Origin of the sequence: Pseudonocardia ammonioxydans, assembly GCF_900115005.1 — a bacterium.
Classification (GTDB): domain Bacteria; phylum Actinomycetota; class Actinomycetes; order Mycobacteriales; family Pseudonocardiaceae; genus Pseudonocardia; species Pseudonocardia ammonioxydans.
In genome coordinates this window covers 1-24,140 of the sequence record NZ_FOUY01000049.1, presented here as the reverse complement: position 1 = coordinate 24,140, position 24,140 = coordinate 1, and the positions used below count along the sequence as shown (strand labels likewise).

Below are 24,140 nucleotides of genomic sequence, written 5' to 3'. Positions count from 1 at the left end.
GGCGCGAGCCGGGCGGGCCGGTGAAGCCGGCCCGCGCCGCCGGAGGCGGCGCCTTGATCTCATAGAGGCAGAATCGGCAGCGGCACGCAGTGAGGCCACAGGCCAGTCAGCCGTCGACCGTAGATTGACCGACCGCGCCTAGTTGATTAGCTCGGTCATCGATCCTACAGTTGTCCTGGTGACGCGATACGCAGTCGGCGGGCATGAAGACGGGCCGCGAGACCAGCCGCCGACAGCTCGCGAAGCAGCGTGGTTCCGTAGTCACTTCCATGCGATGGCAGCGAACAAGAGTAGCTTCGAATGGCAAGATTTTGTGACTGCACTCATGACTGCGCGCCATCGAGGTGCATTTATGCAGGTGGATCCGACCGGGCGCGGAGACAAGGGCTGCGATGGGTGGGTGGACGACCTCATGCTTGCCTGTTATGGCGCAATCCGCGAAGACCCTGACGACCTCGCAGGAAAGATCCGTGGAGACTTTAATAAGGCCTGCAAGTACTGGCGAGATGAAATGCGCAGCTGGGCTTTCGTTCACAACAACAAGCGCGGATTAGCGGAAGGCGCAATGCGCGAGATTACCCACCTACGTCGAAACAAGAGTGATCATGGCGTCGAGGTTCTCGCGTGGCCACCCGATCTTCTTTGGGACGAGACCGGCGGGCAGCTGAGCAAGCAGCAGCTTATGATCATAATTGGCGCGCCCCCGTCGGACGACCCAGCGAGCATGACGTATATCGGCCGGTGCGTTCAAGCACTGGCTCGACTCCCGATTCCTGACGAAAGCGGCCAGGTTCCGGAAGTCGACTTCGGCAAGGTCGAAGAGAACGAGTTCAGCGATAGTGTCTCAACGCTACTGATTGAGAGCATGAAGTTCACCGACCTCATTAGTCGGTACTTCGTGCGCTCTCCCCCTGGAGAACAAGCACAAGCGGCCGAGAACATTAAACTTCGTTACGACCGACACAGGGCGCGCAACTTTGATTCCGACTTGACATTTCACGCCCTATGCGAGGATCTACGACACGAAGCATTCGGGAATATCGTAGATGCTTCTACCGAGGAACTGCGCGATCAGCGGAGCGCCTGTCTCATGGTCGTCACTCACTTTTTTGAGAAATGCACGATCTTCGAGCCCGCCAAGGCGGGACGGAAATGATACTGCCGACTAAGAATATTCCTACAGATCAGGCACTTCTCGTGATCGCCGGCCAGGTACTCCTTCAACTTGAGCGCCCTGCAACGGTTACAAGCGCCTGGGAACGCTTCTCTCGTTGGCGAGAAGCGAACAACATGCCATCTTTTGTTCCGTTTTGGTGGTTTTCTCTTGCTGTAGACGTTCTCTACGCCATGGGGTCAGTAGAGTACTCTGATGGGCTACTGAGGAGGCAGAATGCTGCATGAGCTAAGTAGCAACCTGCCTGATTTTAAGACTGCACGGTTCGAGCCAGGCGTCAATATTGCTCTGGCGATACGTACACGCTCGACGGCTTCGAAAGACAGCCGTAACGCCGTAGGCAAGAGCAGCATGCTTCGAGTGCTCGACTTTCTATTCGGCTCCGATGCTCGTTCACCGCATGTACTGCGAAACGTCGCCCTAGAGAAGAGCACATACGAGCTGTTGCTCGACCTGGGCGAGAATCGATCCAATGTACGCAGAAGCATCGCAGAGATGAAGTTTGTGGAAGTCAACGATGGGTCTGGACCTGTCTCACTTCCGAACGCCGAATGGCGAGTATTGCTCGGACAGGAGCTATTCGGTCTAACTGGCTCCGAGCTCGAACCCTCATTCCGGTCGCTCTTGTCCTACTATCTTCGCGATGTGGGCTCCGGGGCCTATGCAGGACGACCTATTGAGACTTTCCGAAAGCAAAGAGCCATGGATACACAACGTCCTTTGGCGTACCTGTTTGGCCTGGACCTAGAACTCGTCGCTGCGGCCCGCAACGTAGCTGAAGCGAGCCGCAGCGCTGCTGAGCTTCGGCGAGCAGCCCGGGACCCCATCATGGGCATGACCCTTGGAAGAAGCGCCGAAATAGACGCGGAAGTTCGGACGCTCGATATTCGACGTAGACAGCTAGAGGTCCAAGTCTCGGACTTTCGGGTCGTCGAGCAGTACTCGCAGCACCGGCGCAGGGCCGATGAGCTCAGCCGTGAGATCCGGCTGTTGAACGATGAGATATACACGCAAGAACGACGGATAGCCGATATCCGTGCGTCCCTTGAGGATGAGAATCGCGAGCAGCCCGACCACGACTACGTCACCCGCGTGTTCCAAGAGGTTGGACGTGAACTGCCTCAGTTGGTTGAAAGACGACTGGAGGAGGTCCATGAGTTCCATCAATCCGTAATCCGGAATAGGCGTCGATATCTAGAGAACGAACGCGATACAGCCATCCAACTACGAGACCGAGCAACTAGTCGGCTAGTTGCTGCCGACGAAGAGCGCGCTTCGACTATGCGGTTACTCCAAGAAGGCGGCGCACTAGAAACCTTCCTACAGCTGCAAGAACAGCTTTCAGATGTAAACGGCCGCCTAAGCGAACTGCGACAACGCCAGTCCGTCGTTGATCGGTGGGAGAATTCCAGTCGACACTTGCAGCTAGAAGCTGCAAAGCTCGAGATCGACATTAGTACTGACGTTCAAGAACGCTCAGAAGACCTCGAGAGTATCGCCCGCATCTTCTCGGACTTTGCGTACGAGATCTACGGGAGTGACCGGCCGGCAAGTTTGGTCATAGAGCCATCTAAGTCCGGTTACTCAATTTCTCCCACGATCGGCGGGGACCAAAGTCAAGGCGTTCGAAGCATCGTGATGTTCTGTTTTGACCTGACTTTAGCCGTAGTTGCGAAACGGCGAGGTCGCGGTCCGGACTTCCTGGTACACGACAGTCATCTTTACGACGCAGTTGAAGCCAGACAGGTCGCCTCCGCTCTTCGGCTGGCCAACGAGGTAACTGAGCGGGAAGGCATGCAGTACATCGCGACGCTGAACTCAGACGCACTAGAGCGAGCCCAAGCAGAGGGGATCAACTTCGACTTCCACCAATGTACGGAGCTTACGGACGAGTATGAGTCCGGCGGACTCTTCGGTCTTCGATTTAACTAGATCGTCTGTTCTGGCTCCGCGAAAACCTCTGGAACTGCCACCAACGACTTATCGTCGTGCGGCTTAGCGCGGGGCATCATCACGGCACCTGGATCAGACCTCCGCTCCCAGTCGTGAGCCTGTAGAAGCAGCTCTTGCAACTGTTTCTCGTCGTACAGTGCCACGACAGGCCAACTCGCAGAAAGTACTGCCTCTAGAGGGTCCATGGCGCCATCGGTTCCCATAACTGCCCAATGGATCGACTCAGAAGGAAGCGTCAGCAAGAGGCCACGATAGGCAGCTTTCGGATCTGCTTCGGCAATCCAGTATCCCGATGGACGATTTCTATATCGGCTCTGCTCGTGTTGCAGCTTGGCCAGTATTCGGTAGTGCGCTCTGTCGAATCCATAGCCAGCGCGCAGCCGACTCTGATACAGCTTACGCAATGACGGCCCAATCGCGTCGATACGAGAGTCTGACAGAACTCGCTCATCCGACTGGGCGCCATACCGAATTGGGCTATCTCCGAGGGCGTAGAGGTGAGCTTCTTGCTCTGAGACATGCAAAATACTCACTGTGCTTGACGGGGATTTCCCGGGTTGGAGGCGAAGAGTTTGCGAGGTTGATTCAATCGCTGCAGCAACTGCATCGGGAATCGCCATGTATGGCAGACGTTTGAGGATGCCATCCCCAAGTGTTTCTGCGTACTGGCCCGGATCGACATCAACAGGCACAAAAGGAGTCGCCCCGTCTAGAACAATCACGGCGTTATCGGCGACCAGGACTCGGTCGGCATTAAACTCGCCGCCTGCGAGCTGGGCCGTGATCGCGCGCATCACCAGAAGTGCGGTCCGCTGACCACCGCCGAGTCGGTAATCTTCGGGCCGTCGAGTTCGGAGCGCACAACCAGGCTAAAGTCGCGGTCAGCAATCGTGCGGTGTAGCGATGCAAGGTTGCCGGCGAGGTAATGCAAAACGCCAAGCGATCCGGGGCTGTGAATTCCCGCGATGTGCACCACTACGCGGTCGCCGTCGCGCCGTCGGGACAGATAACCCAGATCGGCGTCAGTCGGCGGAGAGTCACCGAGCGGGGATCCGAGACGCTCCCCCGTCTCGCTGACCACGATCCACCAGCGACCCGCCTCCTTCAAGATGTCCAGCGCAGGGTCGCTGGCAAGCAGGTCAGTGCCAACGGGCGCGGACTTCGGCCCACAGATCACGATGGCGTCGCCCGCGGGCGGGGCACTCTGGTCCGGGGCAATCGTGACCGGTACCGCCGCGAGCGACAGCGTTGCCAGCAGCGTCTCAGCCTCAGCTTGGCTGGTGAGGTCGGTGACGTCGACGTAGGACCGCATCCGGGTGTCGGTGCCCTCACGCAGCGGCACCCCGACCGACACCGGGCCGACCCCGAAGAACACCCGTTCGCGCGCCGGAGCACCGCTGCGGATCTGGGTGACCCGGCCCTTGGTGATCCCGAGCGCGGTCGCGATCTCGGAGTAGGTCATGTCCTGCTCGGCGTGCGCCTGCTCGATGGCCTCGCGCCGCAGACGGGCCAGCTCAGTCGCCCGCTGCTGGTAGAGCGACATCAGAGCCGTCGCCCGACGCCCACGGCTGATCGGGTCCGGGTCGGCGCGTACAGCGTCGAAGTCGTCAGGACCACTCACCACAGCGAGTTTAGGGGGACTTGACAGCTGGCCGTCAACCGGCCACTCTTGCGTTTAGACCCCCTCAACCGGCTCGTAGCCGCCCGGCCGTCGAGTTTAGGGGAATAAACGGAAGGTCCAGTCATGGCGATCAAGAACAAGTTCCCCGTCGCGATGGGCGACGTGTTCCCCCACGGCGCGTTCGTTGTGTCCGACGTCGAGCCGGTGCGTGACTTCGACAAGTCCGCTCCGGGACGTCCGGTGCAGCAGACCGACAAGGAGTCCGGACTGCCGGTGTGGTCGGTGTCGGTCCTGGATGCGGACCCGGAGGCTCGCCGGTCGGACAAGACGGTCACGGTGAAGATCGCGGCCACTCATCAGCCGGTTCCGCCGGAGGCGGCCGCGGGTCTTCCGATCCGCCCGGTCGAGTTCGACGGGCTCACCGTCACGCCGTACGTGCAGGAGACCGGTGGCCGGCCTCGGGTGGCGTTCAGCTTCCGGGCTGCCGGGATGCGCGCTCCCGGCAACCACCGTCCGGTGCCGGCCAAGAACCAGGACGCGGCCTGACCGGCCGTTCTCGGCCCTCCTGCGTAGGTGGAGGGAAGCCCGAAGCAGCCGGGCTTCCCTCCGTGTCTCCCTCACCCGTCGCCCTGCCAGGCACTCAAGTTCGGAAGGACATCGAGCGTAGATGACCCCGCACGTCTCCTTACCTCGCCATGCCCCGATCACCGATCCCGCCGCCACGGTGGTGTCGGTGTCCCGGCTCGTCCAGGCCGGCCTGCGCCGTATCTCCCGGGCCATCATCGGCCTCGCCGCCGCTCCGGCCGGGGACTCGCTCGGGCACGCCGCCCGGGCCCGCAGGCTCGCGGAACTGCACGCGCGACGGGCCCGCTGGTGGGCGGTCCTGGAACGCGACACCGCCCGCCATCTCGACGTGCCGCTCGTATTCGTCGAGGCCGTCGTCATCGCCCGCTGCGATGCCGAGCGTGAGGTCCGGTTCTGGTCCGAGACCGCCGAGGACTGGCAGGCCCGCGCCGATCGGCGCCCGACCTCCGAGGTCGCCGGGGCCATGTCGAACTGGCACGAACTCGGCCTGGACACCCCGCCCGCCCCCGGCCTGCCCGACACCACGATCGGAGTGGCGCGGTGACTACCGGCGCACCGGGGCAGCCGAGCCTGCGGCTGGTCCCCCGCGCCGACACCACCACTCCGTCCGCCTCGCCGCGGTGGCGTGAGGACGCCGCTTGTATTGGCTTGGACACCGAGTTGTTCTTCCCGGTCGGCTACGACGTCGAGTCCACCGAGACCCCGCGCCGGGTGTGTCGGGGCTGCCCGGTCCGCGCCGAGTGCCTGGCCGACGTCCTGGCCGTCGAGGACCCGGCCCGCCGGTTCGGGATCAGCGGCGGCACCACCCCGTCCGAGCGTCGGGTCCTGCACCGCGCCGGGCTCACGTTCTCCACCCCGGCCATCGGGGGTGACGTCGCATGACCGGCGCATCCGGGCGTCCGACTCGCTGCGAGGTCTGCCGGACCCCGCTGCACGAGCGCCCCGACCCGCGTCGTCGTCGCTGCGCCGATCACCTCGACCAGCTCGTCCTGGTCCCGCTGTCCACCGTGCGCCCGGCTCGTCGGAAGGGAGGCCGTCGATGACCACGACCGGAACCCTGTTCTTGCTCGGCGCGGGCGGGGCGGTGCTGCTGTTCCTGCTCCACCGGCTCGGTCAGGTCCTCGGCCGCGTCCTCGAAGCGCTCGCCGCGGTCGCGGTGGTGTTCGTGACGCTGTGGCTGGCCTGCAAGGGCACCGCGATCGCCGTCATCTGGCTGGTCCGGCACTGGCGCACCACTCTCACCACCGCCGGGGTGGGCGTGTGGTGCTGGCTGCTCGGCTGGCCCTCCCTCGCGATCACCGCTGCGACCGCCGGCCTCTCGCTGGGGCTGTGGCGGCTGGCGTCGGTCCCGACGTTCGATCGCCTGGCCGGGCGTCGTCTCCGGGCGTGGTGGCTGCGCTGGGCCCTGTATGCGCCGCGGCTGCCCCGCTGGATGCGCGCCTGCCAGCTCACCGTCCCCGATCCCGCTGCACCGGTCGTGGTCCAGGTGAACCCGCTGGCCCGGACCTCGTCCTCCCCGCCTCCGCAGCGGCCCCGCCGCGACCAGACCCCGCGGGTGCTCGGGGTGCGATCCGGGCCGTCCTGGGACGAGGTCCGGGTCCGGCTGGTGCCCGGTCAGACCCCGGAGTCGTTCGACGAGGCCACCCGCGCCCTGGCGGTCGCCCGCGGCGTGACCCGGTGCCAGGTCCGCGAGCTAGCTCCGAACGTGGTGTCCATCGACTTTCAGCGCCGCAACCTGCTCGCGGGGATCAGCCCGGCGCCTGAGGTCGCCGACCTGGCCGGCGTCGACGGCGCCTCGGTGGATCTGCGCCGAGTGTGGTCCGGGCGCACCGAGTACGGCACGGACTGGCACCAGTCCCTCATCGGTGGCCATACCCTGGTCGCCGGAGCCACCGGGGCGGGCAAGGGCTCGTTGATGTGGGCGCCGCTGCTGTCGATCGCTCCGGCGATCCGGGACGGCCTGGTGCGGGTGAACGGGATCGACCCGAAGGGCATGGAGCTGGCCTACGGCCGCCGGTTGTTCCACCGCTACACCGTGACCAGCCGAGACACCCTCGACATGCTCGACGAGCTCGTCGAGTCGATGGAGGCCCGCAAGCGCGAGCATGCCGGGTCGGTGCGCGCCGTCGCGATCACCCGCGATACCCCGTTGGAGCTGGTCGAGTTCGACGAGATCGGGGCCCTGATCCGCTACGTCGGCGACCGTAAGACCCGCGAGGCCATCACCGAACGCATCGCGCTGCTGACCACCCAGGGCCGTGCGCTGGGCTTCACCGTCCGCGGGTACGTCCAGGAACCGACGAAGGACACCGTCCCGGTCCGGGAGCTGTTCCCGCGCCGGGTGTGTCTGAGGGTGGCGTCGAAGAGCCACGTCGGGATGGTGCTCGGCGAGCACGCGTACGACCGGGGCGCGTGGGCGAACCGCATCGGCGAGTCCGAGGCCGGCGTCGGCTACCTGTTCGGCGAGGGCGTCCGCGAGCCCTTGCGTGTGCGCGCCGCCTGGGTGTCCGACGAGGCGATCAAGGCCCTGGAGAACTACATCGCCGGGACGCTCCCGAGCGCCGTCCCCGCGCCGGTTCTGGCGCTACCTGCTCCCGCCGAGCACGAGGCCGGAGGTGCCGCGTGACCGCCCCGGAGGCGCCCGTCGAGCCGATCGACCAGGACAAGCTGACCCGGGCCCAGAAGGCGATGCTGGCGCTGTCGAACGAGGTCGCGACCCGGCTCGCCGAGGATCACGGCGTCTGCGTGCGCCCGCTCGCGATGCGCCGCATCGACGAGACCACCGGCCGGGTCGACGTCGTCCCCGTGCCCTGCGGCTCGACACGGGAGGACCAGTGCCGCCCGTGCTCGGAGAAGGCCCGACGGCTGCGGATGGTGCAGTGCCGGGAGGGCTGGCACCTCGAGGACGAACCGATCAGCAAGCCCGCCCATCCGTCCGAGGCGCAGAAGGAGCTGATGGCGGTGCGGGCGGACCTGCACGCCGCCTACACCGACGCCCGCACCACGGGCGATGACGAGGAGTGCGAGGAGATCCGCGAGACCGTCTCCGAGATCGACCAGGAGCTTCGTGCGCTCGGTGTCCGCGGACGGCTGGCCCCGCTCGACCCCGGCCCGCAGACCGTGCGGCGCTCGACCCGGCGCCGGCAGGACGCACCGAACCTGCCCCGCCGACCGGTCGAGGACCGCACCGTCGGCCGGGTGTTCGGTGGGAAGTACCGGCCCTCGACGTTCCTCACCCTGACCCTGGACACCTACGGGCGGGTGGACAAGCACGGCGCCGCTCTCGACCCGGAGTCCTACGACTACCGCCGCGCCGCCCGGGACGCGATTCACTTCCCCAAGCTGCTGGACCGGTTCTGGCAGAACATGCGGCGCTGCGTGGGCTGGGACGTGCAGTACTTCGGCACCGTGGAGCCGCAGAAGCGCGGTGCCCCGCACTTCCACGCTGCCATCCGCGGCACCGTCCCGCGATCGGAGCTGCGCGCGATCACCGCTGCGACCTACCACCAGGTGTGGTGGCCCGCCCACGACGAGATCGTCTACCGCGGGGATCGGCTGCCGCGCTGGGACAACCACCACAAGACGTTCGTGGACCCGGACACCCGCGTGCCGCTGCCGACCTGGGACGAGGCCACCGGCCCCGACGCCCTGACCACCCCGGCGCACACGGTGGTGTTCGGGCCGCAGGTCCACGTCAAGGGCATCCTCGGCGGCACCGAAGAGGCCGGCCGCCACATCGGCTACCTGACCAAGTACCTCACCAAGTCCATCGGGCACGCCGCCGGTCTCGACGACACCGCCACCACCCGGCAGCGCGAGCACGCCCGACGCCTGGCCGACGAACTCGCCGTCACCCCGTGCTCGCCGCGGTGCCCGATCTGGCTGATCTACGGCATCGAGCCCAAGGGCGCCCGGCCCGGAACGACACCAGGGCATTGCAAGGGCAAAGCCCACAAGCCCGAGCACCTCGGCATCGCCGGACGCCGGGTCCTGGTCTCGCGGAAGTGGTCGAACAAGTCGCTCTCGGACCACCGGGCAGAGCGGACGGCGTTCGTTCGGCAACTCCTCGACCGCGCCGGGGTGCAACCCGCCTACGCCGTCGACGACGGCCCGTTCGCCTGGGAGACCACCAGGCCCGGGGACAGTGACGTACCACCCCGCGCGGTGCTGCTCCTCCACGCGATCAACCAACGCTCCCGATGGCGCGCCGACTACGACGCCGCCGTCCTCGCGACCAGCGATGCCCCGCCCGACCGTTCGGCAACTCGTGATCACGCAGCCTGACAGGAGATCCGACATGGACGACATGCAGCTCATCGCGCCGCTGTGGACGGTGCAGGACGTCTCGGAATACCTGCGGGTGCCGGTGCAGACGCTCTACTCGTGGCGTCAGACCGGCTACGGGCCTCCGTGCCGCCGGGTGGGCAAGCACCTGCGCTACCGGCCCGTCGACGTCGCTGCGTGGCTCGACGGCCTCGACGACGGGGTGGCGTGATGCCTCGGCCGCCGCTGCCGCTGGGCAGCTACGGGAAGATCACCGCCTGGCAGGATGGTGACAGCTGGATCGCCCGGACCCACTACCGCGACTTCGACGGCAGGACCCGCCAGGTCAAGCGCCGGGGCAAGAGCAAGGCGGCCGCCATCCGGTCCTTGCGTTCGGCCATCGTCGACCGGCAGGCCCCAGTCAAGGAGTCCGAGGTCGTGCCGGACAGCCGGTTCACCAAGGTCGCCGAGCTGTGGCTCGCCGAGGTCCGGGAGGCTGTGGACGCCGGCCGTCGCAGCCCCGGCACGCTCGACATCTACGCCTCGATCTACCGCCGCCACGTCGAACCCGCGCTCGGCGAGATGCGTGTTCGGGAGATGACCACTCCCGTCGTCGACCGCGCCCTGGGCGTCATCAAGAAGCGTTCGGCGTCGCGGGCCCGCACGGCCAAGGTCGTGATCTCCGGCGTCATGAAGCTCGCCGCCCGCCACGGCGCGATCGCCTACAACCCGGTCCGGGAGGTCGCCCGGATCGACTCCGAGCCCCGCCGGCCTCCGCGCTCGCTGACCGCGGCCGAACGCACCGCCTGGCTCGACGCCGTGGGGCAGAGCAAGAAGGCCCGCGACTGGGACCTGCCTGACCTCACCCGAATGATGCTCGCGACCGGCGTCCGGATCGGTGAGGCCCTGGCCATCGGCTGGTCGGAGATCGACCTCGACGAACAGACCGTCGACATCCGCTGGCGTCTCGTCCGCCGTACCGGCGTCGGCCTGCTCCGGCTGCCCTCGACCAAGTCCGGGCGCAAGGGTGAGCGCATGGTCCCGCTGCCGTCGTGGGCCGTCACGATGCTCAAGCGCCGGCGCCTGGCGATCGGCCCAGGCGTGGAGGCCGTGTTCCCTGACTCCCTGGGCGGCTGGCGGGACCCCGCGAACGTCCGCCGTGTCTGGCGCCAGGTCCGCGACGACGCCGAGCTGGACGGGCTGGTCAGTCACACCCTCAGGAAGACGGTGGCGAGCTTCCTCGACGACGCCGACGTGTCCGCGCGGAAGATCAGTGACCAGCTCGGCCACGCGAAGATCAGCATGACTCAGGACCGCTACCTCGGGCGACGGCTCACCGACCGTCAGACCGCCGACGTCCTGGAGGAAATGTTCGCCGAGGACACGAAAACTGTCCCAAAACCGTACTCTGATCTTGACGCGGAGCCGGACTCATCGCCCTGACCTGGTGATTGTGTGGGCCCCCGGGGGATCGAACCCCGAACCCGCGGAGTCAAGATCCATTACTTCGGCAGAGTCTCGATGCCTGCCGTTGCCCCTCGTACGCTGCGCGGACTCGCGAGAGCGCCTCTCGCGGGCGTCGGTTCGTCGTGAGTTTCTGCCGTTCATCTCCGGGGGTACTCCGGGGGCGCTCGCTCCCCCAGCCCGCTGCGAGCCATCCCGTCCACCTGTCGCGAGACCGACCGCGCGGCCTGTCGCGCAGTCGCAGTGCGGGCGATCTTGTACTCCGCTGCCCACATCGACGTGCCCAACAGGAGGCGGAGCGAGAAGGTCAACCTCTAATAACCGGAGTTGTCCGACTCCATCCCTAAGGGGGTGACCAGCGAGCTGCGTCGACTCAGGAACTACATTTCCCAAACCAAAGGCGAGCGCCTTGCTTGGCCAGTTCCTGTTTGCGCTCTTCGCAGTCGGGAATCGCGCGCGCGAGCAGCTGCCAGAATGCGGGGCCGTGGTGAGGCTCACGCAAATGCGCTAGTTCGTGCACCAATACGTAATCAACGAGAATCGGTGACAGCTGGAGGGTCGCCCAGTGAATGCGCACTCGGCCTCCGGCCATCGCGCTTCCCCATTTGTGGCCGAGGTCTGCCACCTCGATGAGCCTGGCATCGACTCGTAGTCGCTCTGCCCATGCCCTGGAACGAGGTCGAAGCCAGGCCTCGCCGCAGCGCTGATACCAGGCGATCAGACTCGCCGCCCCTGTTTCGACGAGGTGCCGAGGAAGGACGAATCGACCGTGCTCCAGGCGGACAGCGCTGCCTACGTCGTCGATCTTCAGTCGATGGCTGCGACCCAGGTACAGAAATCCCTCGCCGTCGACCAACGCCTTAGTTACGGGCTCGCGCAGCAGGGCTTCCTTCTCCGCCAACTTCCCGTAGACCCACTCGCGTTTAGATATCAGGAACTGCTGCAGTTCCTCGGTAGGCACGTCCTCGGCAGCCCTCAGGCGCAGCGAGCCGTCGGCTTCAACTGTGAGCCGAGCCCTACGGCTACTGCCGCCAATCTCCACCGGTACGCGTAAACCGTCAAGTTCCAGGACGGCGGTCATGAGTTCCCTCGCGCACGGAGTCGCTCTCTGATCAAAGACTGGTTGGCCCGCGCGAGCTCCATGAGGCGATCAGCAATAGCTGCCTGTTCGGCGAACGGAAACAAATCGCGTTCGTCCAGCGTGTAGACGATGTCCTTACGGAGCTGGTCCTGGGCGTGCGGGTTGTTCCAGAACCGGACGATCCCCGCGTGCCGGGTCACCTCGACTACGACGCCTTCGGCGAGATGCATGATGTCGACGCGGACCTCCTCCGGCAGGCTAGCGCTGGAGGCGAACTCGCTCTCCAGAAGGCCGTAGAAGCGAGCCACCAGGGGGTCCTCGTGCACTCGCTCGGTGGCCGACTCGTCGGCGACATCACGGAGCAGCACCTCAAGCGCGAGGCTGAGCTGTTCCCACTTCCCAGTAAGCGTCTTCAGGATCTCGTCGAGGCGCTCGGAGAGCTTGGTGTAACGCGCGGGATCTTCGTCGAAGTTCGTCCGAATGTGGAACCGCAGGGCGTGCTCCATCTCCGAGGCCTTCGCCCTATCGGAGGTAAGGCCCTTAACCTTCGCGAGGAAGTCCGGGTCAGTGACCGAGACGGGCGGGATCTTGGTCGCGATGTCGAGCGCCATGACGTGCTCGTCGATCAGCGCACGCACTTTCTCGCCATATAGCGAGGCGTTGAAGTCTCCGAGACCGTCGTCGCGGTAGCGTCGCCACGCGACCCTTTGGATCAAGCCGAGCCGCTTGGCGTCGGCCGTGAATGACAGCGCCTCCGGCCGGGGTAGGATGGTGTCGAGCGTGGTGAGGAACTGTTTGAGCAGCACACCAAACCGGGCCCTAAGGGCGTCCTCCGAAAGCACGTCGACGCAGGCCTCGATGTCCTCATCACGGTCGAACGTTTCGATACCCGCCTGAGCAAAGAGCCCCACCGTCCGGGCGTGTCGGTCACGCAGCTTAGGCACCTCGTCGGTGATCGAGGCCAAAGCCCCAACTGCATCTTCGGCATCCTCGGGCGCGTAAGCCTGCAGCGCCTTCTGGAGGTGGGCGCCAACGCCGAAGTAATCGACAAGGAGGCCGGCGGCCTTGCCCGGGGTGGTCCGGTTGACACGTGCGACGGCTTGGAGCAACTCAGCGTCCTGGATAAAGCGGTCGAGGTAGAGCGCCTGCTCGACCGGGGCGTCAAAGCCGGTCAGTAGCATGGTGCGTACCAACAGGAAGGCAACGGGACTCGCCTGCTCGCCTGGGAGACCTAGCGGCTTCTTGAACTCGGCGATGACCGTGTCCTGGCGGGACTTGTCTGTCCACTGCAGCCAGGTCGGGGCATCATTGTTGCTGCTAGAGATGACCGGGACGAAGTCCAGGATCCGGATGAGATCAAGGTGTGGCAAGGCGCGGACCAGGACCTGCTTGCGCCGATCAAGGACGTCAATATCCAAGCTGCCGTCCTCGGCCCCACGCACGACGTGCTCCGGCAGGCGCTCGATCTGAGCGATGAGGTCATCCCGCGCGGCGAGGAGCGCCTCGCGGTACCGAACCGTGGCCAGGCGGCTGGTAGCTGACAGCTGCGCCTTGAAGCCGCCAGGCATCACCGTCGACACGTAGTGCGAAAGAATCGACTTCGCCTTGGCTGCGATGAGTTTCGGCGCCTCCAGCACCGCGCCGGTCGTGGCGTAGCGCGCCTTTAGTTTCTCGATCTCCTCGGCGGTGTGCTCGGCGAACATGTCCTCGAACAGTTCGTCCAGGTCGCTCCCACCTGCCACCGCTCCCTTGGCCGTGCGTCCCTCGTAGAAGATGGGGACGACGGCGCCGTCGTGCTCCGCCTGACGGATCGTGTATTTGTCGATGAAAGACCCGAAAATGGCGTCGGTGCGCTTCTTGCCCTTGCGCATGATCGGGGTGCCGGTGAAGCCGATCTTGGCGGCGTTCGGCAGCGCTGCCATGAGGTTGGCGTGCAGCGTCGAGGTTTGAGAGCGGTGCGCCTCGTCGACGAGGATCACGACGGTCTCGTCCGTGTTCAAGACACCGAGCGCCTCGTTCTTCTCGTCCGCGGCCATCCGGATCTCACTCGCAGCAGCGGTATCCGTCTCCCGATACTTCTGGATCATGGCGAAGACGAGCACAGGACCCTTCTCCGCCAGAATGGTCCGCAGCTGAGCCGTGCGTCGTGCCCGGACAACGCCCTCACTGGAGAGCTTAGCGGTCTCGGCGAGCTGCTTTTCGAGGTCGGTCCGGTCAGTGATGACCACGACCTTAAAGGCGCGTAGCGCCGGATCCGAGCGCATCGCCCGCACCAGGAACACCATGGTCAAGGACTTACCCGAGCCTTGGGTGTGCCAGATCAACCCGCCACGGCGGTCGCTCTCACCGTCTTGGGCTCGCGTCTTCCCGGTCCGAAGGCGTCTGACCGCCCGGCCGACCGCGCGGAACTGCTGGTAGCGGGCGACGATCTTGATCCGCCGGCCGTTGACCTCCGTGAAGAGGGTGTAGTGCCGGACGAGGTCGAGCAGATTGGACGGCGCTAGCATTCCGGCAACCAGCAGCTCTTGACCCGTCAGCTCCGCCGCGGGTTTGCCGAGCTGTGCTGCCAGCTCGTCACGCGTCTGTGGGAAGGCATCCTTCCACTCCAGGAAGTGCTCCGGTCCAGCGGTGAAGGTCGCAACGCAAGCCTTGTCGCCGTACGTCGAGACGACGAATTGGTTAGTCCAGAACAACTGCTCGTTGCCCTCGGGCAGGCCGAGGTGACGTTGGTTGGCGTAGCGACGTAGCTGGGTGATGCCCTCGGCCATTGGGTCAGTGATGTATGGGCTCTTACACTCGATAACCACGAGCGGGATGCCATTGACAAACAACACGACGTCCGGAGCCACGAACTTCTTGGCCTGGCCGCCGGGCTCATCCACCCGGAATTGGCTGATCGCCAGGAAGTCGTTGTTGGCTGGGTTATCGAAGTCAATTAGCCGGACGCGTTGGGAGCGTCCCTGATCCCAGTCCGGTAGTCCCGCCACGGGCACGCCCTCAAGGAGGCGCTCGGTCATCCGCTGGTTGAGCTCGATTAGCCTGCCTACTTCGGAGCGCGTGAGCGCCGAGACGACCTCGGCCAGGCGCGCATCGTCAAGCCACAGCGAACCATCTGGACCGCGATTGATCTTGAGCAGGGACGCGCGCAGCTGGTATTCGAGGATCGAGCCGCGGAAGGAGTCGCGCTGCGTGACAGCCGGGTCTGATTTCGACCCCTCGACGACTTGCCAACCGAGACCGGACAGCTGGTTTAGGAGAGGCTTCTCGACCTCAAGGTACTCCGGACCCTTGTTCATGACGCAACCTCGGCAGGCACGCTTACGCGGCCAGTCAGGAGATCATCCGCGAGTCCCGCCTTCAGCGCGCGGAGCTTCTTCAACGCCTGCTCCTGCTTAGAAATCTTGGACTCGGCTTCCCTCAAGATCGTTTCGATCTCAATCTGCTCGTCGATTGGAGGGGTCGGAAGCATCAAGGTCTTGAGCGTGTCAGACCGAATCGCGCTCATAATTCCTCCCTGTTCGTCCCGGCGTAGATGGGCCCGAGCCCAGGGGGCATGATTCAATTGCATGCTAGCCAGGTACGGGCGATAGCGAGAACCATCGAACGTCAAGGTCCAGACATGCTTCGACGACAGGGCAAGTCCGATATTCTCGGGAACCAAACATGAGCGCCCGACGGTGCCCATGATGGTGATCATCACGTCAGCCGGTCGGACGCGGTAGCGGGATAGTTCGGCCGCCTTCGCAGGCGTCACGAAGCGCTTGAAATCGGCGACGAATCGATCGACGTGCACGTTATCGATTCCAAGGAGCGGCACTCCCGAGGCAACAAGCTCATGCTTTAGGAGTGCACTACCGAACGGGCCACTGCGCATAGCTGGGTCGACGGATCCGAGGAGCTGACTAATAGGTTCGATCGTCCATCGCCTTGGCAGGGTAATGGACTCATGACCCAGTTCCATCACAGAACTACCTAGTTCCCCAGAATCTGACCGCGCGCCCCGAGAAAGCAGGTGACAGAGAAGACCGACGAACGTAGACCGCAATTTCGATGCCGCTGTCTCGGTCAGTCGGATCTGATTTTCAAGTGCGTCGAGTACGCTCGCCACTCGGTGCTGCCCACTTAAGGATGGCACCCTTATTGGCAACTCGTAGGCGTCGTTTCGATTAAGTCCTGGGACCCCTGTCGAAGAATCGAGGTGCTGGAGGCCAAGCTCCGACATGGCCCAATAGAGCCATCTCATGTCTATATGAGGTGGGGCCTGGACGTAGTATGTCGTATCGATTGGCCAGAAGTCAGTAGGGGACCACGCTATGGCACCGACAGTGCCCTTGCGTCCCACGACAATTCCCGGCCCTTCAACTAGTGCTGCGTTATGCCGCCCAACCTCCCCGTTGGAGCCGAAGACGGGAAAGTCATCGCCGGAACGAGCAGTCGCAGGGAGCGCGGCTCCGTATTCGAGGGTGGCGATGTCCCCGAGTGCTCCTTTGAACCAGTCCTGATCAGACATAGCCAAGCTCCTGCAGCATCCCGGCGAGGGTTGCTGCGGCTGCGTCCCGCTCGGCTTCGAGCGTCGCGAGCGATGTCCGGTACTTGTCCCACCAGGTCTCGAAAGCCGAGATCACCGCCCGACGATGCCGAGTGATGCGGTCCTGTGCCTCGGCGAGGAGATCGTGTTCCATAGCGTCGAGCACGATCCCACGCGCGGACGTGTCAGCGAGAGCGCTACTGGCCGCTGCGAGGCGGTCGGCGAAGGCACCCCTCTCTGCCTTGAGCTGCTTCCTGGTTGCCGTCAGCTTGCTCTTCAACTTCTTGACTTCGGCCGGCGGAACCACCTCTTCGACGGCCTCAGCGTCGTCCTCATCATCCGAGGCAGTAGCAGCAGCCTTGATCGTGCTGTCTAACCTAGCGACCTCGCCTTCAAGCGCGGCGAGCCGATCGAGGTACTCCGGTAGCAGTGCCCGAGCTACCTTGTGGTCGAGCGGGTTGACCTTCGCCTTCTCCTCCGCAAGCGCGTCCAGCACTGTGGCAGCCCAGGCTTCAATGAGGCCACGATAACCATGCGTCGCGAGTGCCTTAAGGTCAGGCAAGCTCTGCCCCCACCATGACGCAACGATGCCGCGGATCGCGAACGGATCCAGCAGGGGCGTAGAGGCCAGCGCGTCTCGGAACGTCGCGATCAGGTCCATACGCAGGTCGACGAGGTCGCCTGGTGACTCCAGCTTGTCGAACCGTAAGCCCTGCTCCTCCCACCAAACATCAATGGCGTCGAGCACAGCGCTCTCTACGGCGACGACGCCAGCATCGGACTCGATCAGTCGACGCAGGTCGCGCCGCTCGGTCACGACGTCGGCAAACTGCAGGTAATCGTCGCTCTTCGGGGCCAAGAGATGCTCTGGCGTCAGGCCATGTGCGGCGAACAGATCCGCTTTGGCGCTGACCTCGGTCTTCGGGATGCCACCGTGCAGATGCGCCCGGACGTCTTGCGGCTCCGGAGGGGACGTCGTGTCGACGTAGCGGCGGATGTTGAGGTTGTCGTCGTTCTCAGCAAGCTGACCGCGGGACACGACGCGCGCGAAGCCAGGGACGTCCTCGAAGGTGCGATAGGCCGAGACAATCTTCTCGATGTGCTCAGGCTCGAGGTAGTTCTGCGCCCGACCTTCCCGGTAGTCCCGGTCCGCGTTGATAAACAGCACCTGGCCCGCACGGTCCTTCGGCTTCGAACCGAGCGGCCGCAGTACGAGGATGCATGCCGGGATGCTCGTCCCGTAGAAGAGCTGGGGGCCGAGGCCGATCACAGCCTCGATGACGTCGTCGCTCAGAAGGCCGCTGCGGATCCTCCCCTCGTCACCACCGCGGAACAGCACGCCGTGCGGCATGACCGTGGTGACGAGGCCACCAGGCCGGGTGACCGCCAGCATGTGCTGGACGAACATCAGGTCGGCCTTCTTGCCCTTCTCCGGGGTGTAGCCGTAGCGGAAGCGCTCGCGGAATGGGATGGCGTCGGCGCTGTAGTTCATCGAGAAAGGCGGGTTCGTGATCACCCGGTCGAAGCGCTGCAGCTCCCCGCCCGCGATGTGCGCCGGGTCTTCAAGCGTGCCGTCGTCGTTGTTACGAAGATCGGCATCCGGGATGCCGTGAAACAGCATGTTCATCTTGGAGATGGCCCAGACGCTGCCGTCCTTCTCCTGGCCGGCGAGGGCGAGGTTACGTCCATCGCCGCCCGCCTCCTCGACGTGCTCCTTGGAGAGGATCAGCATACCGCCCGAGCCGGTGCATGGGTCGTAGACACTCATGCCGGGATGTGGGTCGGCGATCTGCACCATGAGGCGGACGACGTCACGCGGGGTGTAGAATTCGCCGCCCTTCTTGCCAGCCGAGTCGGCGAAATCACGGATCAGGTACTCGTAAGCGGCGCCGAGGAGGTCGGGGAACTCGAAGTCCTGCTGACGGAGCGGCATCTTGTTGAAGTGCATGATGAGCTCGCGCAGCTTCTTGTCGGACATCGACGACTGACCGATCTTGCGGTTGAAGTCGATGTGCTGGAGCACCCCGTCGAGCGACCGGTTCCCGTGCTCCAACTCCTCCAGGGCCTTATTCAGCCCGCTGCCGACCGACTTATGAACATGATCACGGATCTGATCCCAGCGTGCCCGCTGCGGGACGTAGAACGTCCGATAGAACGAGGGCGACTCAGCCCGCTGCTCGGCCTCGGCCTGGCTACGGCCCCGTGCCCGCTGCTCCGAGATGAGCTGCTGCCGCTCCGCCTCGAACTGGTCGGAGGCGTATTTCAGGAACAGCATCCCGAAGATGTACTCCTTGTAGGCCGAGGCCTCCATGGAGCCGCGCAGCACGTCGGCAGCGGCGAACAGGTGCCGCTCCAGCTGTGGCAAGGTCAAGCGAGGCATCTGGCAGCTCGTCCTTCCTGGTACACGTCAGCCCTCGCCCCAGAGACCGAGCCGGTCTAGGCGGAGCTCTCCCCGCAACCTTAGGCACCGCGCTCCTAACGCGAACTAGGCTCATCAGCCGCCTGCGCGTCGACCGCAGCACGCGCTTCGTCCCGTAAGCGGTCGCAAGGTGCTCGGTGGTTCACCGGGTGCCGCGTCGTGCCCGCTGAGCTGGGCGTTCGTGCTGCGGCGTCATTGGGCGTGCTGAGCGATCATCGGAAGTCCGCTCCGGGTTTGCTCCGGCTGACCAGCCCACCCGAGGGGTTCGTGTGGCATCCCGTCGACCTGGCAACGCCCGACCGCGCGGCGGCCCGGGGGCGGCCCTCCACGCAACCGCCAGCCGAGCTCGCCGAGGTCCGCCCCCGGGACGTCGTGTGGTAGCCCTCCGGGAGGTCGACGGGATGCCACACCCCGGCCATCCCGGAGACCAGCCCGCCCGGCGAGGGCATCGCGGTTGATGTCGTTGACCCCCAGACACTGACACGGCTCCCCGACGAGCGGCGGAACGTAGATCGGCGCGGCTCAGGAGTCCGGGGCGGTCTGTAGCCGTCCGGCCGGTTGCCCACCGCTTGTCACTCAGATAGACAATCATCGCGCCCAGCCGCCAAACCGCCCAACCGGGCTCTGGGTGCCTACTCCCCTGACATCGGCCACTAACCGCGCCGAATCAAGATCAACATCATTGGGCTGGTCACACACGGCCCAGAGACGGCCCCGACGGCCCGGAGACGGCCCAGGAACGGCGCCCCGCTCCCCAACGCACCTCGGCCGCGTTCCGAGTGCCATCCCGTCGACCTGGCACAGCCCGACCGCGCGGCCGTCCGTGGGCAGCCCTCGACGCACGCCGGCGGCCGACTCCGCGGAGCTCTGCCCACGGGCGGCCGTGTGGTAGCCCTCCGGGACGTCGCCGGGGTGGCACGGCCCCCCATCCCGGAGATCAGCTCGCCCGGCGAGGGCAAGCTTCTTCTCACGGCTCCCGCGCGAGCCGTCGACCGCGGCGCGTGAGCCGCTGGTCTGGCGCCAAACGCCCGTGACCGGCCGATTGCCCGCTCAGCGCGACGGGTCGACCACTGGTCGTAGTCGACTGGCGCCGACGGGTGAGAGATCTCCACGCTGGAGTGGCAGGTACCACCCGCTCCCCGCACAGAGAGAGGCGACGGCCGTGAGTGATCCGCGCGCGTTCCTCAGTTTCGACGCAGACAACAACCAGCACGAGAAGACCCTCTTCGCTGGACAGTGCCACAGCAGCTCGCCGACTCCGTTCACTGTGCAGGACTGGTCGTCGAAGGAGCCCCTTCCCCAGGCTCAGTGGGAAGAGCTGATCAAGCAAAAGATCAACACGACAAATATGCTGATCGTGTTGGTGGGTCGATCCATGGGTTCGGCGACCGGCGTACACAAGGAAATCGCGATGGCAGCAAGCCAGAACGTTCCGATCTTCGGTGTGTACGTCAACGGAGCCGGGCCACATTCGACCCTGCCGCCCGGTCTCCAGCGAAACCGGACGATGACATGGAACTGGAACGACATCGGCGCCGCAGTGAAGCAGATGATGACTGAGGGCAAGAACGGGTGAAGAAGCGGGCCCTATGTGTCGGCATTGACGCGTACCCGGGTAGCCCCCTGACCGGATGTGTTAACGATGCGTCTGCAATAGCGGAGGTACTCCGCAAGAATGAGGATGGATCGCCCAACTTCACAGTGGAAACACTCCTGGGCCAGTCGGCAGCAGATGATATCAGCCGGCCGACGCTAAGGTCCGCACTTGCTCGGCTCTTCGATAATAGTAGAGACAAGACTCTCCTCTTCTACTTCGCTGGGCATGGCGCTAAAACGCCGTGGGGTACGGAACTGGTCACGCAGGATGCCGTGAGGGACTCCCTAGGCGTTTCCGTTAACGACATCCTAGTCCTCGCCAATAGCAGCGCGGCCCTTAGTATTACGATCATCCTCGATTGCTGCTTCTCTGGCGACCTCGGCAATCTGACTGGCCTACAAGAGGAGTCGACGAGCGAGCAGTTTCGAATCGGCCGCGCGATTCTCCGCGATGGTGTGACCATCCTCGCGGCTAGCAGTCCGACAGAAACGTCCGACGAGAATGACGGCCATGGACTATTCACTCGGATCTTGATCGATGGTCTCGAAGGTGGCGCCTCGGACCACCTGGGCGCAATTACCACGCTCGGGCTCTTCGGGCATGCCGCGTCGTCGTTCGATGCGTGGCAGCAAACGCCAGTGCTGAAGACCAACGTCACAACTCCGACAGTGCTCCGCACCGGCCCACCATGGCTAGACCCAAACCTGCTGCGAGACTTGCCGAAGCATTTCCCGACCGAGGCACACCAATTGCAACTAACTCCGGCCCATGAAGGCGACGGTCGGCCGCTTCCAGCCGGTACGACAGGGAGCCCGGAACAGCAACAGTTCGACTACCTCGGACGACTTAGAAATGCAAATCTTGTAACGTCCGACGGGAAGCGAGACCATTACTGGCTCGCAATGGAAAGTGGCTGCGTTTACCTAACCCCTCTGGGTCGCTACTTCTGGCGTCTTGCAGCTAAGGGTGTACTTTGACCACAGTAGGGATCACGGGCCATCAGGACTTGACAGACGAGACGGTCGATCTTGTGCGAGCGGAAATCGCTCACGCGTTATCTCGAATTTCAGGGAAGATCGTGGGCCTAAGCAGTCTCGCAGCAGGTGCGGATCAAGTCTTCGCAGATCAGGTGCTGGCAGTTGGCGGCGATCTCTACGTCATCCAACCGTGCCGCGACTATATCGAGACCTTTACTGAGCGAGATTCGCGAGAGCACTTTACGAGACTCGTCAAGCTGGCAACTGCCGTTGAGGTCCTTCCATTCATTAGGCCGTCTGAAGATGCGTTCTTGGCAGCTGGATTCGAGATCGCACGGCGTGTCGATCGACTTTTCGCTGTATGGGATGGCAAGCCGTCCCGCGGCCGTGGTGGAACGGGCGATATCGTCAACTACGCTGACAGCTCCGCCAAGGGAAGTGCAGTCACCATAGTTTGGCCAAGCGGGTCGGCCCGTTCCAGCAAATGACGATCGCGAGTCGGTTCCGCCATGACGGCGTCGGCGCCGCGCAGGGAACGGCCGGAGGCCGCACGCGCTGCGCGGCGCCGCAGGCGCCGCCTTGATACCGAATGGAGACTATAAACACGGCGCGCTCTGTCGCCGCGCTCTGTCGCCGTCCGGGCGCTGGTCAGGAGGCTACGAGCTGCACGCCGTCGTGGGCACGGGAGGACGGGGTGTCGCTGAGGGCGTCGAGCACGCGGACGGCGTAGGCGGGGTCCATGTGCTCGTGGACCTCGTCGGGGGTGAGCCATTCGACGTGGCGGGACTCGTCAGTGCTCGTGGGCTCACCGCCGGTCGGCCGGCAGCGGAACACGAGGGCGACGATGCCGCGGGGCAGGTTCTTGTAGGCGCCGGTCAGCCGCTCGACCTCGACGGCGATGCCGGTCTCCTCCGCTACCTCGCGACGCACGCCCTGCTCGAACGTCTCCCCCAGCTCCAGAACACCGCCGGGCGGCTCCCAGTGGGAATTGTCGCGACGCTGAATGACCAGGATTCGACCGTCGTCGCGCACGACAATTCCGGCCACGCTGACCGAATGCTTGGGTGCGTCAGCCATATCGGCGCCTTTCCCGGTTGCCTGCTCGGAAGCTTGCTCGGATATGCTAGCGCCTCGTCTGGACGACTGGAGGAGTGGCGTGCAGCTCGGGGACATCAACCGGCAGGACGGCCGGCCGCCGTCGCGACAGATCGCGGATCATCTGCGCTCTGCGATCGACCGTGGCGACCTGCTCCCCGGTGATCGACTGCCGTCCGAGGCGGAGCTGACCCGGCACTACTCCGTGGCCCGGATGACCGCCCGGCAGGCGATCCAGGAGTTGCGCTCCGAGGGCCGTGTCGTGGCCGAGCACGGGCGCGGGGTGTTCGTGCGGATGCCTGCCCCGGTGCGCCGGCTGGCCTCCGATCGGTTCGCGCGCAAGCATCGTGAGGCCGGGCAGGCCGCGTTCCTCGCTGAGGCGGAGAAGGCTGGCGTCCACCCGGCAGTCGACCAGATCGAGATCGACCGGTCCGCTCCCCCGGCCGATGTCCGGGAGCGCCTGCGCCTGGCTGAGGACGACCAGGTTGCGGTCCGCTCGCGCCGCTACCTCGCCGACGACCGGCCGATCGAGGTCGCCACGTCCTTCCTGCCCCTACCCCTTGCCGAGGGCACAGCGATTATGGAAGCCGACACCGGCCCGGGCGGCATCTACGCACGACTGGAGGACGCAGGACACGTGCTCGACCACTTCGTCGAGGAGGTCACCGCGCGGATGCCCACCGCAGACGAGCGACGCCGGCTGGAACTCGCCGACGGGGTCCCCGTGCTGGTCGTCGTGCGCACCGCCTATGACACCGCCGGTGTCCCGGTCGAGGTCTGTGACACCGTCAAGGCCGCCCCCGCGTACGTGCTCGAGTACGACATCCCTGCCCGCTGACCAGCGAAACCCAGAGCCAGACAGACTTACCGTTGCAACTCGTCTAGACGTCCTCTACTCTCGATGGCACTCCCCTAGACGTCCAGTCATGGGGTTCGAGAGGAGGCAACGATGAGGGATCTTCCGGTGGTGCTCGACGGCTTCAAGCTCACGGTGGTCGAGCCACCCGCACCCAAGACCCGGCAGGACGCGAACGGTGCCGACGTGCCGGTGACCGATCGGGACGGGGTGACGCAGTTCGTGGTGTCGCTGTTCGCGAAGCTCCAGGTCCAGGCGGGCCAGCGGGCCCCGAAGGGCGAGGAGATCAAGGTGACCCTGACCGCCGACCCGGGCGAGGGGTTCCCGGAGGACACGCGGGTACAGCTGATCGACGCGAAGATCAACCCGTACTCGATCGAGTCCCCGGACGGGCGCACGGTGTCGGGGATCGCGTTCAAGGCGATGGGGCTCAAGCACGCCACCCCGGCCCCGATGCCGCCGCGGCGGGGCAAGGACGACGGGGGCGAGTCGTGACCGGCCGCCCGGACTTCCTGCCCTCGTCCACC

General features: G+C 64.9%; 22 protein-coding genes and 1 pseudogene. 15 read left to right on the top strand and 8 right to left on the bottom strand.

All coding sequences use genetic code 11. From position 1 onward, the window contains the following. Positions 1-178: 178 nt before the first annotated feature. From BM093_RS35460 to BM093_RS29405, 3 genes are read left to right on the top strand one after another with little or no spacing between them, the layout of a single operon-like run. Positions 179-1,156, top strand: a complete 978-nt coding sequence (locus BM093_RS35460) for a hypothetical protein (protein ID WP_143105583.1) — start codon at positions 179-181, stop codon at positions 1,154-1,156. After that, positions 1,117-1,401 carry an ABC-three component system middle component 6 gene (locus BM093_RS38445; RefSeq protein ID WP_425439211.1) on the top strand — a complete coding sequence of 95 codons (285 nt, stop codon included), beginning with the start codon at positions 1,117-1,119 and terminating at the stop codon, positions 1,399-1,401. Before BM093_RS35460 ends, BM093_RS38445 begins: the two co-directional genes overlap by 40 nt. Then, a complete protein-coding gene (locus BM093_RS29405) occupies positions 1,391-3,106 on the top strand; it encodes an ABC-three component system protein (protein ID WP_093354040.1) in 1,716 nt (571 codons plus the stop codon). Before BM093_RS38445 ends, BM093_RS29405 begins: the two co-directional genes overlap by 11 nt. Here BM093_RS29405 and BM093_RS35455 read toward each other — a convergent pair. Both BM093_RS35455 and BM093_RS29400 read right to left on the bottom strand, forming a co-directional pair. After that, positions 3,103-3,924 (bottom strand): hypothetical protein, encoded by an 822-nt coding sequence (locus tag BM093_RS35455; RefSeq protein ID WP_143105582.1) that lies wholly within the window; start codon positions 3,922-3,924, stop codon positions 3,103-3,105. The genes BM093_RS29405 and BM093_RS35455 overlap by 4 nt on opposite strands. Continuing rightward, entirely contained in the window at positions 3,921-4,748 is an 828-nt protein-coding gene (locus BM093_RS29400) for a sigma factor-like helix-turn-helix DNA-binding protein (protein ID WP_093354169.1), read from the bottom strand. The genes BM093_RS35455 and BM093_RS29400 overlap by 4 nt, the downstream gene beginning before the upstream one ends. Before the next feature lie 123 nt (positions 4,749-4,871). Here BM093_RS29400 and BM093_RS29395 point away from each other — a divergent pair, with 123 nt between their 5' ends. The 7 genes from BM093_RS29395 (at position 4,872) to BM093_RS29365 (ending at position 11,039) form a co-directional block, all read left to right on the top strand. Next, positions 4,872-5,294, top strand: a complete 423-nt coding sequence (locus tag BM093_RS29395; RefSeq protein ID WP_093354036.1) for a plasmid replication, integration and excision activator — start codon at positions 4,872-4,874, stop codon at positions 5,292-5,294. 121 nt (positions 5,295-5,415) lie between these two features. Further along, positions 5,416-5,877, top strand: coding sequence for a hypothetical protein (locus BM093_RS29390; protein ID WP_143105581.1), 462 nt, complete (start codon positions 5,416-5,418; stop codon positions 5,875-5,877). Next, a complete protein-coding gene (locus tag BM093_RS29385) occupies positions 5,874-6,215 on the top strand; it encodes a WhiB family transcriptional regulator (protein ID WP_425439210.1) in 342 nt (113 codons plus the stop codon). The genes BM093_RS29390 and BM093_RS29385 overlap by 4 nt, the downstream gene beginning before the upstream one ends. A 157-nt stretch (positions 6,216-6,372) precedes the next feature. After that, complete coding sequence (locus tag BM093_RS29380; RefSeq protein ID WP_093354025.1) at positions 6,373-7,959, top strand: FtsK/SpoIIIE domain-containing protein; 1,587 nt, start codon at positions 6,373-6,375, stop codon at positions 7,957-7,959. Between the two features lie 62 nt (positions 7,960-8,021). Then, the gene (locus tag BM093_RS29375; RefSeq protein WP_093354159.1) at positions 8,022-9,617 is read left to right on the top strand and encodes a replication initiator; all 1,596 of its coding nucleotides are present in this window, start codon (positions 8,022-8,024) and stop codon (positions 9,615-9,617) included. 13 nt (positions 9,618-9,630) lie between these two features. Beyond that, the gene (locus tag BM093_RS29370) at positions 9,631-9,828 is read left to right on the top strand and encodes a helix-turn-helix domain-containing protein (RefSeq protein WP_218162982.1); all 198 of its coding nucleotides are present in this window, start codon (positions 9,631-9,633) and stop codon (positions 9,826-9,828) included. Continuing rightward, complete coding sequence (locus BM093_RS29365) at positions 9,828-11,039, top strand: tyrosine-type recombinase/integrase (RefSeq protein ID WP_093354020.1); 1,212 nt, start codon at positions 9,828-9,830, stop codon at positions 11,037-11,039. The genes BM093_RS29370 and BM093_RS29365 overlap by 1 nt, the downstream gene beginning before the upstream one ends. Positions 11,040-11,433: 394 nt before the next feature. Here the strand turns inward: BM093_RS29365 and BM093_RS29360 are convergent, their stop codons facing one another. The 5 genes and pseudogenes from BM093_RS29360 to BM093_RS29345 all read right to left on the bottom strand — a co-directional run bounded on the left by BM093_RS29360 (position 11,434) and on the right by BM093_RS29345 (position 19,049). Continuing rightward, positions 11,434-12,141 (bottom strand): M48 family metallopeptidase, encoded by a 708-nt coding sequence (locus BM093_RS29360; RefSeq protein ID WP_093354016.1) that lies wholly within the window; start codon positions 12,139-12,141, stop codon positions 11,434-11,436. Then, positions 12,138-15,437 carry a type I restriction endonuclease subunit R gene (locus tag BM093_RS29355; RefSeq protein WP_093354011.1) on the bottom strand — a complete coding sequence of 1,100 codons (3,300 nt, stop codon included), beginning with the start codon at positions 15,435-15,437 and terminating at the stop codon, positions 12,138-12,140. The genes BM093_RS29360 and BM093_RS29355 overlap by 4 nt, the downstream gene beginning before the upstream one ends. After that, positions 15,434-15,934, bottom strand: a complete 501-nt coding sequence (locus tag BM093_RS37640) for a restriction endonuclease subunit S domain-containing protein (protein WP_245773874.1) — start codon at positions 15,932-15,934, stop codon at positions 15,434-15,436. Before BM093_RS37640 ends, BM093_RS29355 begins: the two co-directional genes overlap by 4 nt. Positions 15,935-16,207: 273 nt before the next feature. Then, positions 16,208-16,651, bottom strand: a pseudogene (locus BM093_RS38440) (restriction endonuclease subunit S); the annotation flags it as partial. Next, the gene (locus tag BM093_RS29345; protein WP_093353995.1) at positions 16,644-19,049 is read right to left on the bottom strand and encodes an HsdM family class I SAM-dependent methyltransferase; all 2,406 of its coding nucleotides are present in this window, start codon (positions 19,047-19,049) and stop codon (positions 16,644-16,646) included. The pseudogene BM093_RS38440 and the gene BM093_RS29345, both read right to left, overlap by 8 nt. A gap of 1,201 nt (positions 19,050-20,250) precedes the next feature. Here BM093_RS29345 and BM093_RS29340 point away from each other — a divergent pair. Genes BM093_RS29340 through BM093_RS35450 form a run of 3 tightly spaced genes read left to right on the top strand, consistent with a single transcriptional unit; the run spans position 20,251 to position 22,150 of the window. Next, positions 20,251-20,664, top strand: a complete 414-nt coding sequence (locus BM093_RS29340) for a TIR domain-containing protein (protein ID WP_093353991.1) — start codon at positions 20,251-20,253, stop codon at positions 20,662-20,664. After that, entirely contained in the window at positions 20,661-21,662 is a 1,002-nt protein-coding gene (locus BM093_RS29335) for a caspase family protein (RefSeq protein WP_093353987.1), read from the top strand. The genes BM093_RS29340 and BM093_RS29335 overlap by 4 nt, the downstream gene beginning before the upstream one ends. A gap of 29 nt (positions 21,663-21,691) precedes the next feature. Then, positions 21,692-22,150, top strand: a complete 459-nt coding sequence (locus tag BM093_RS35450) for a hypothetical protein (protein WP_143105580.1) — start codon at positions 21,692-21,694, stop codon at positions 22,148-22,150. Between the two features lie 160 nt (positions 22,151-22,310). Here BM093_RS35450 and BM093_RS29330 read toward each other — a convergent pair whose 3' ends face one another. After that, the gene (locus tag BM093_RS29330; RefSeq protein WP_093353982.1) at positions 22,311-22,739 is read right to left on the bottom strand and encodes an NUDIX hydrolase; all 429 of its coding nucleotides are present in this window, start codon (positions 22,737-22,739) and stop codon (positions 22,311-22,313) included. A gap of 79 nt (positions 22,740-22,818) precedes the next feature. Between BM093_RS29330 and BM093_RS29325 the strand changes: the two genes are divergently transcribed. Both BM093_RS29325 and BM093_RS29320 read left to right on the top strand, forming a co-directional pair. Beyond that, a complete protein-coding gene (locus BM093_RS29325; RefSeq protein WP_218162981.1) occupies positions 22,819-23,595 on the top strand; it encodes a GntR family transcriptional regulator in 777 nt (258 codons plus the stop codon). A gap of 111 nt (positions 23,596-23,706) precedes the next feature. Beyond that, complete coding sequence (locus BM093_RS29320) at positions 23,707-24,108, top strand: hypothetical protein (protein WP_177238489.1); 402 nt, start codon at positions 23,707-23,709, stop codon at positions 24,106-24,108. Positions 24,109-24,140 lie beyond the last annotated feature (32 nt).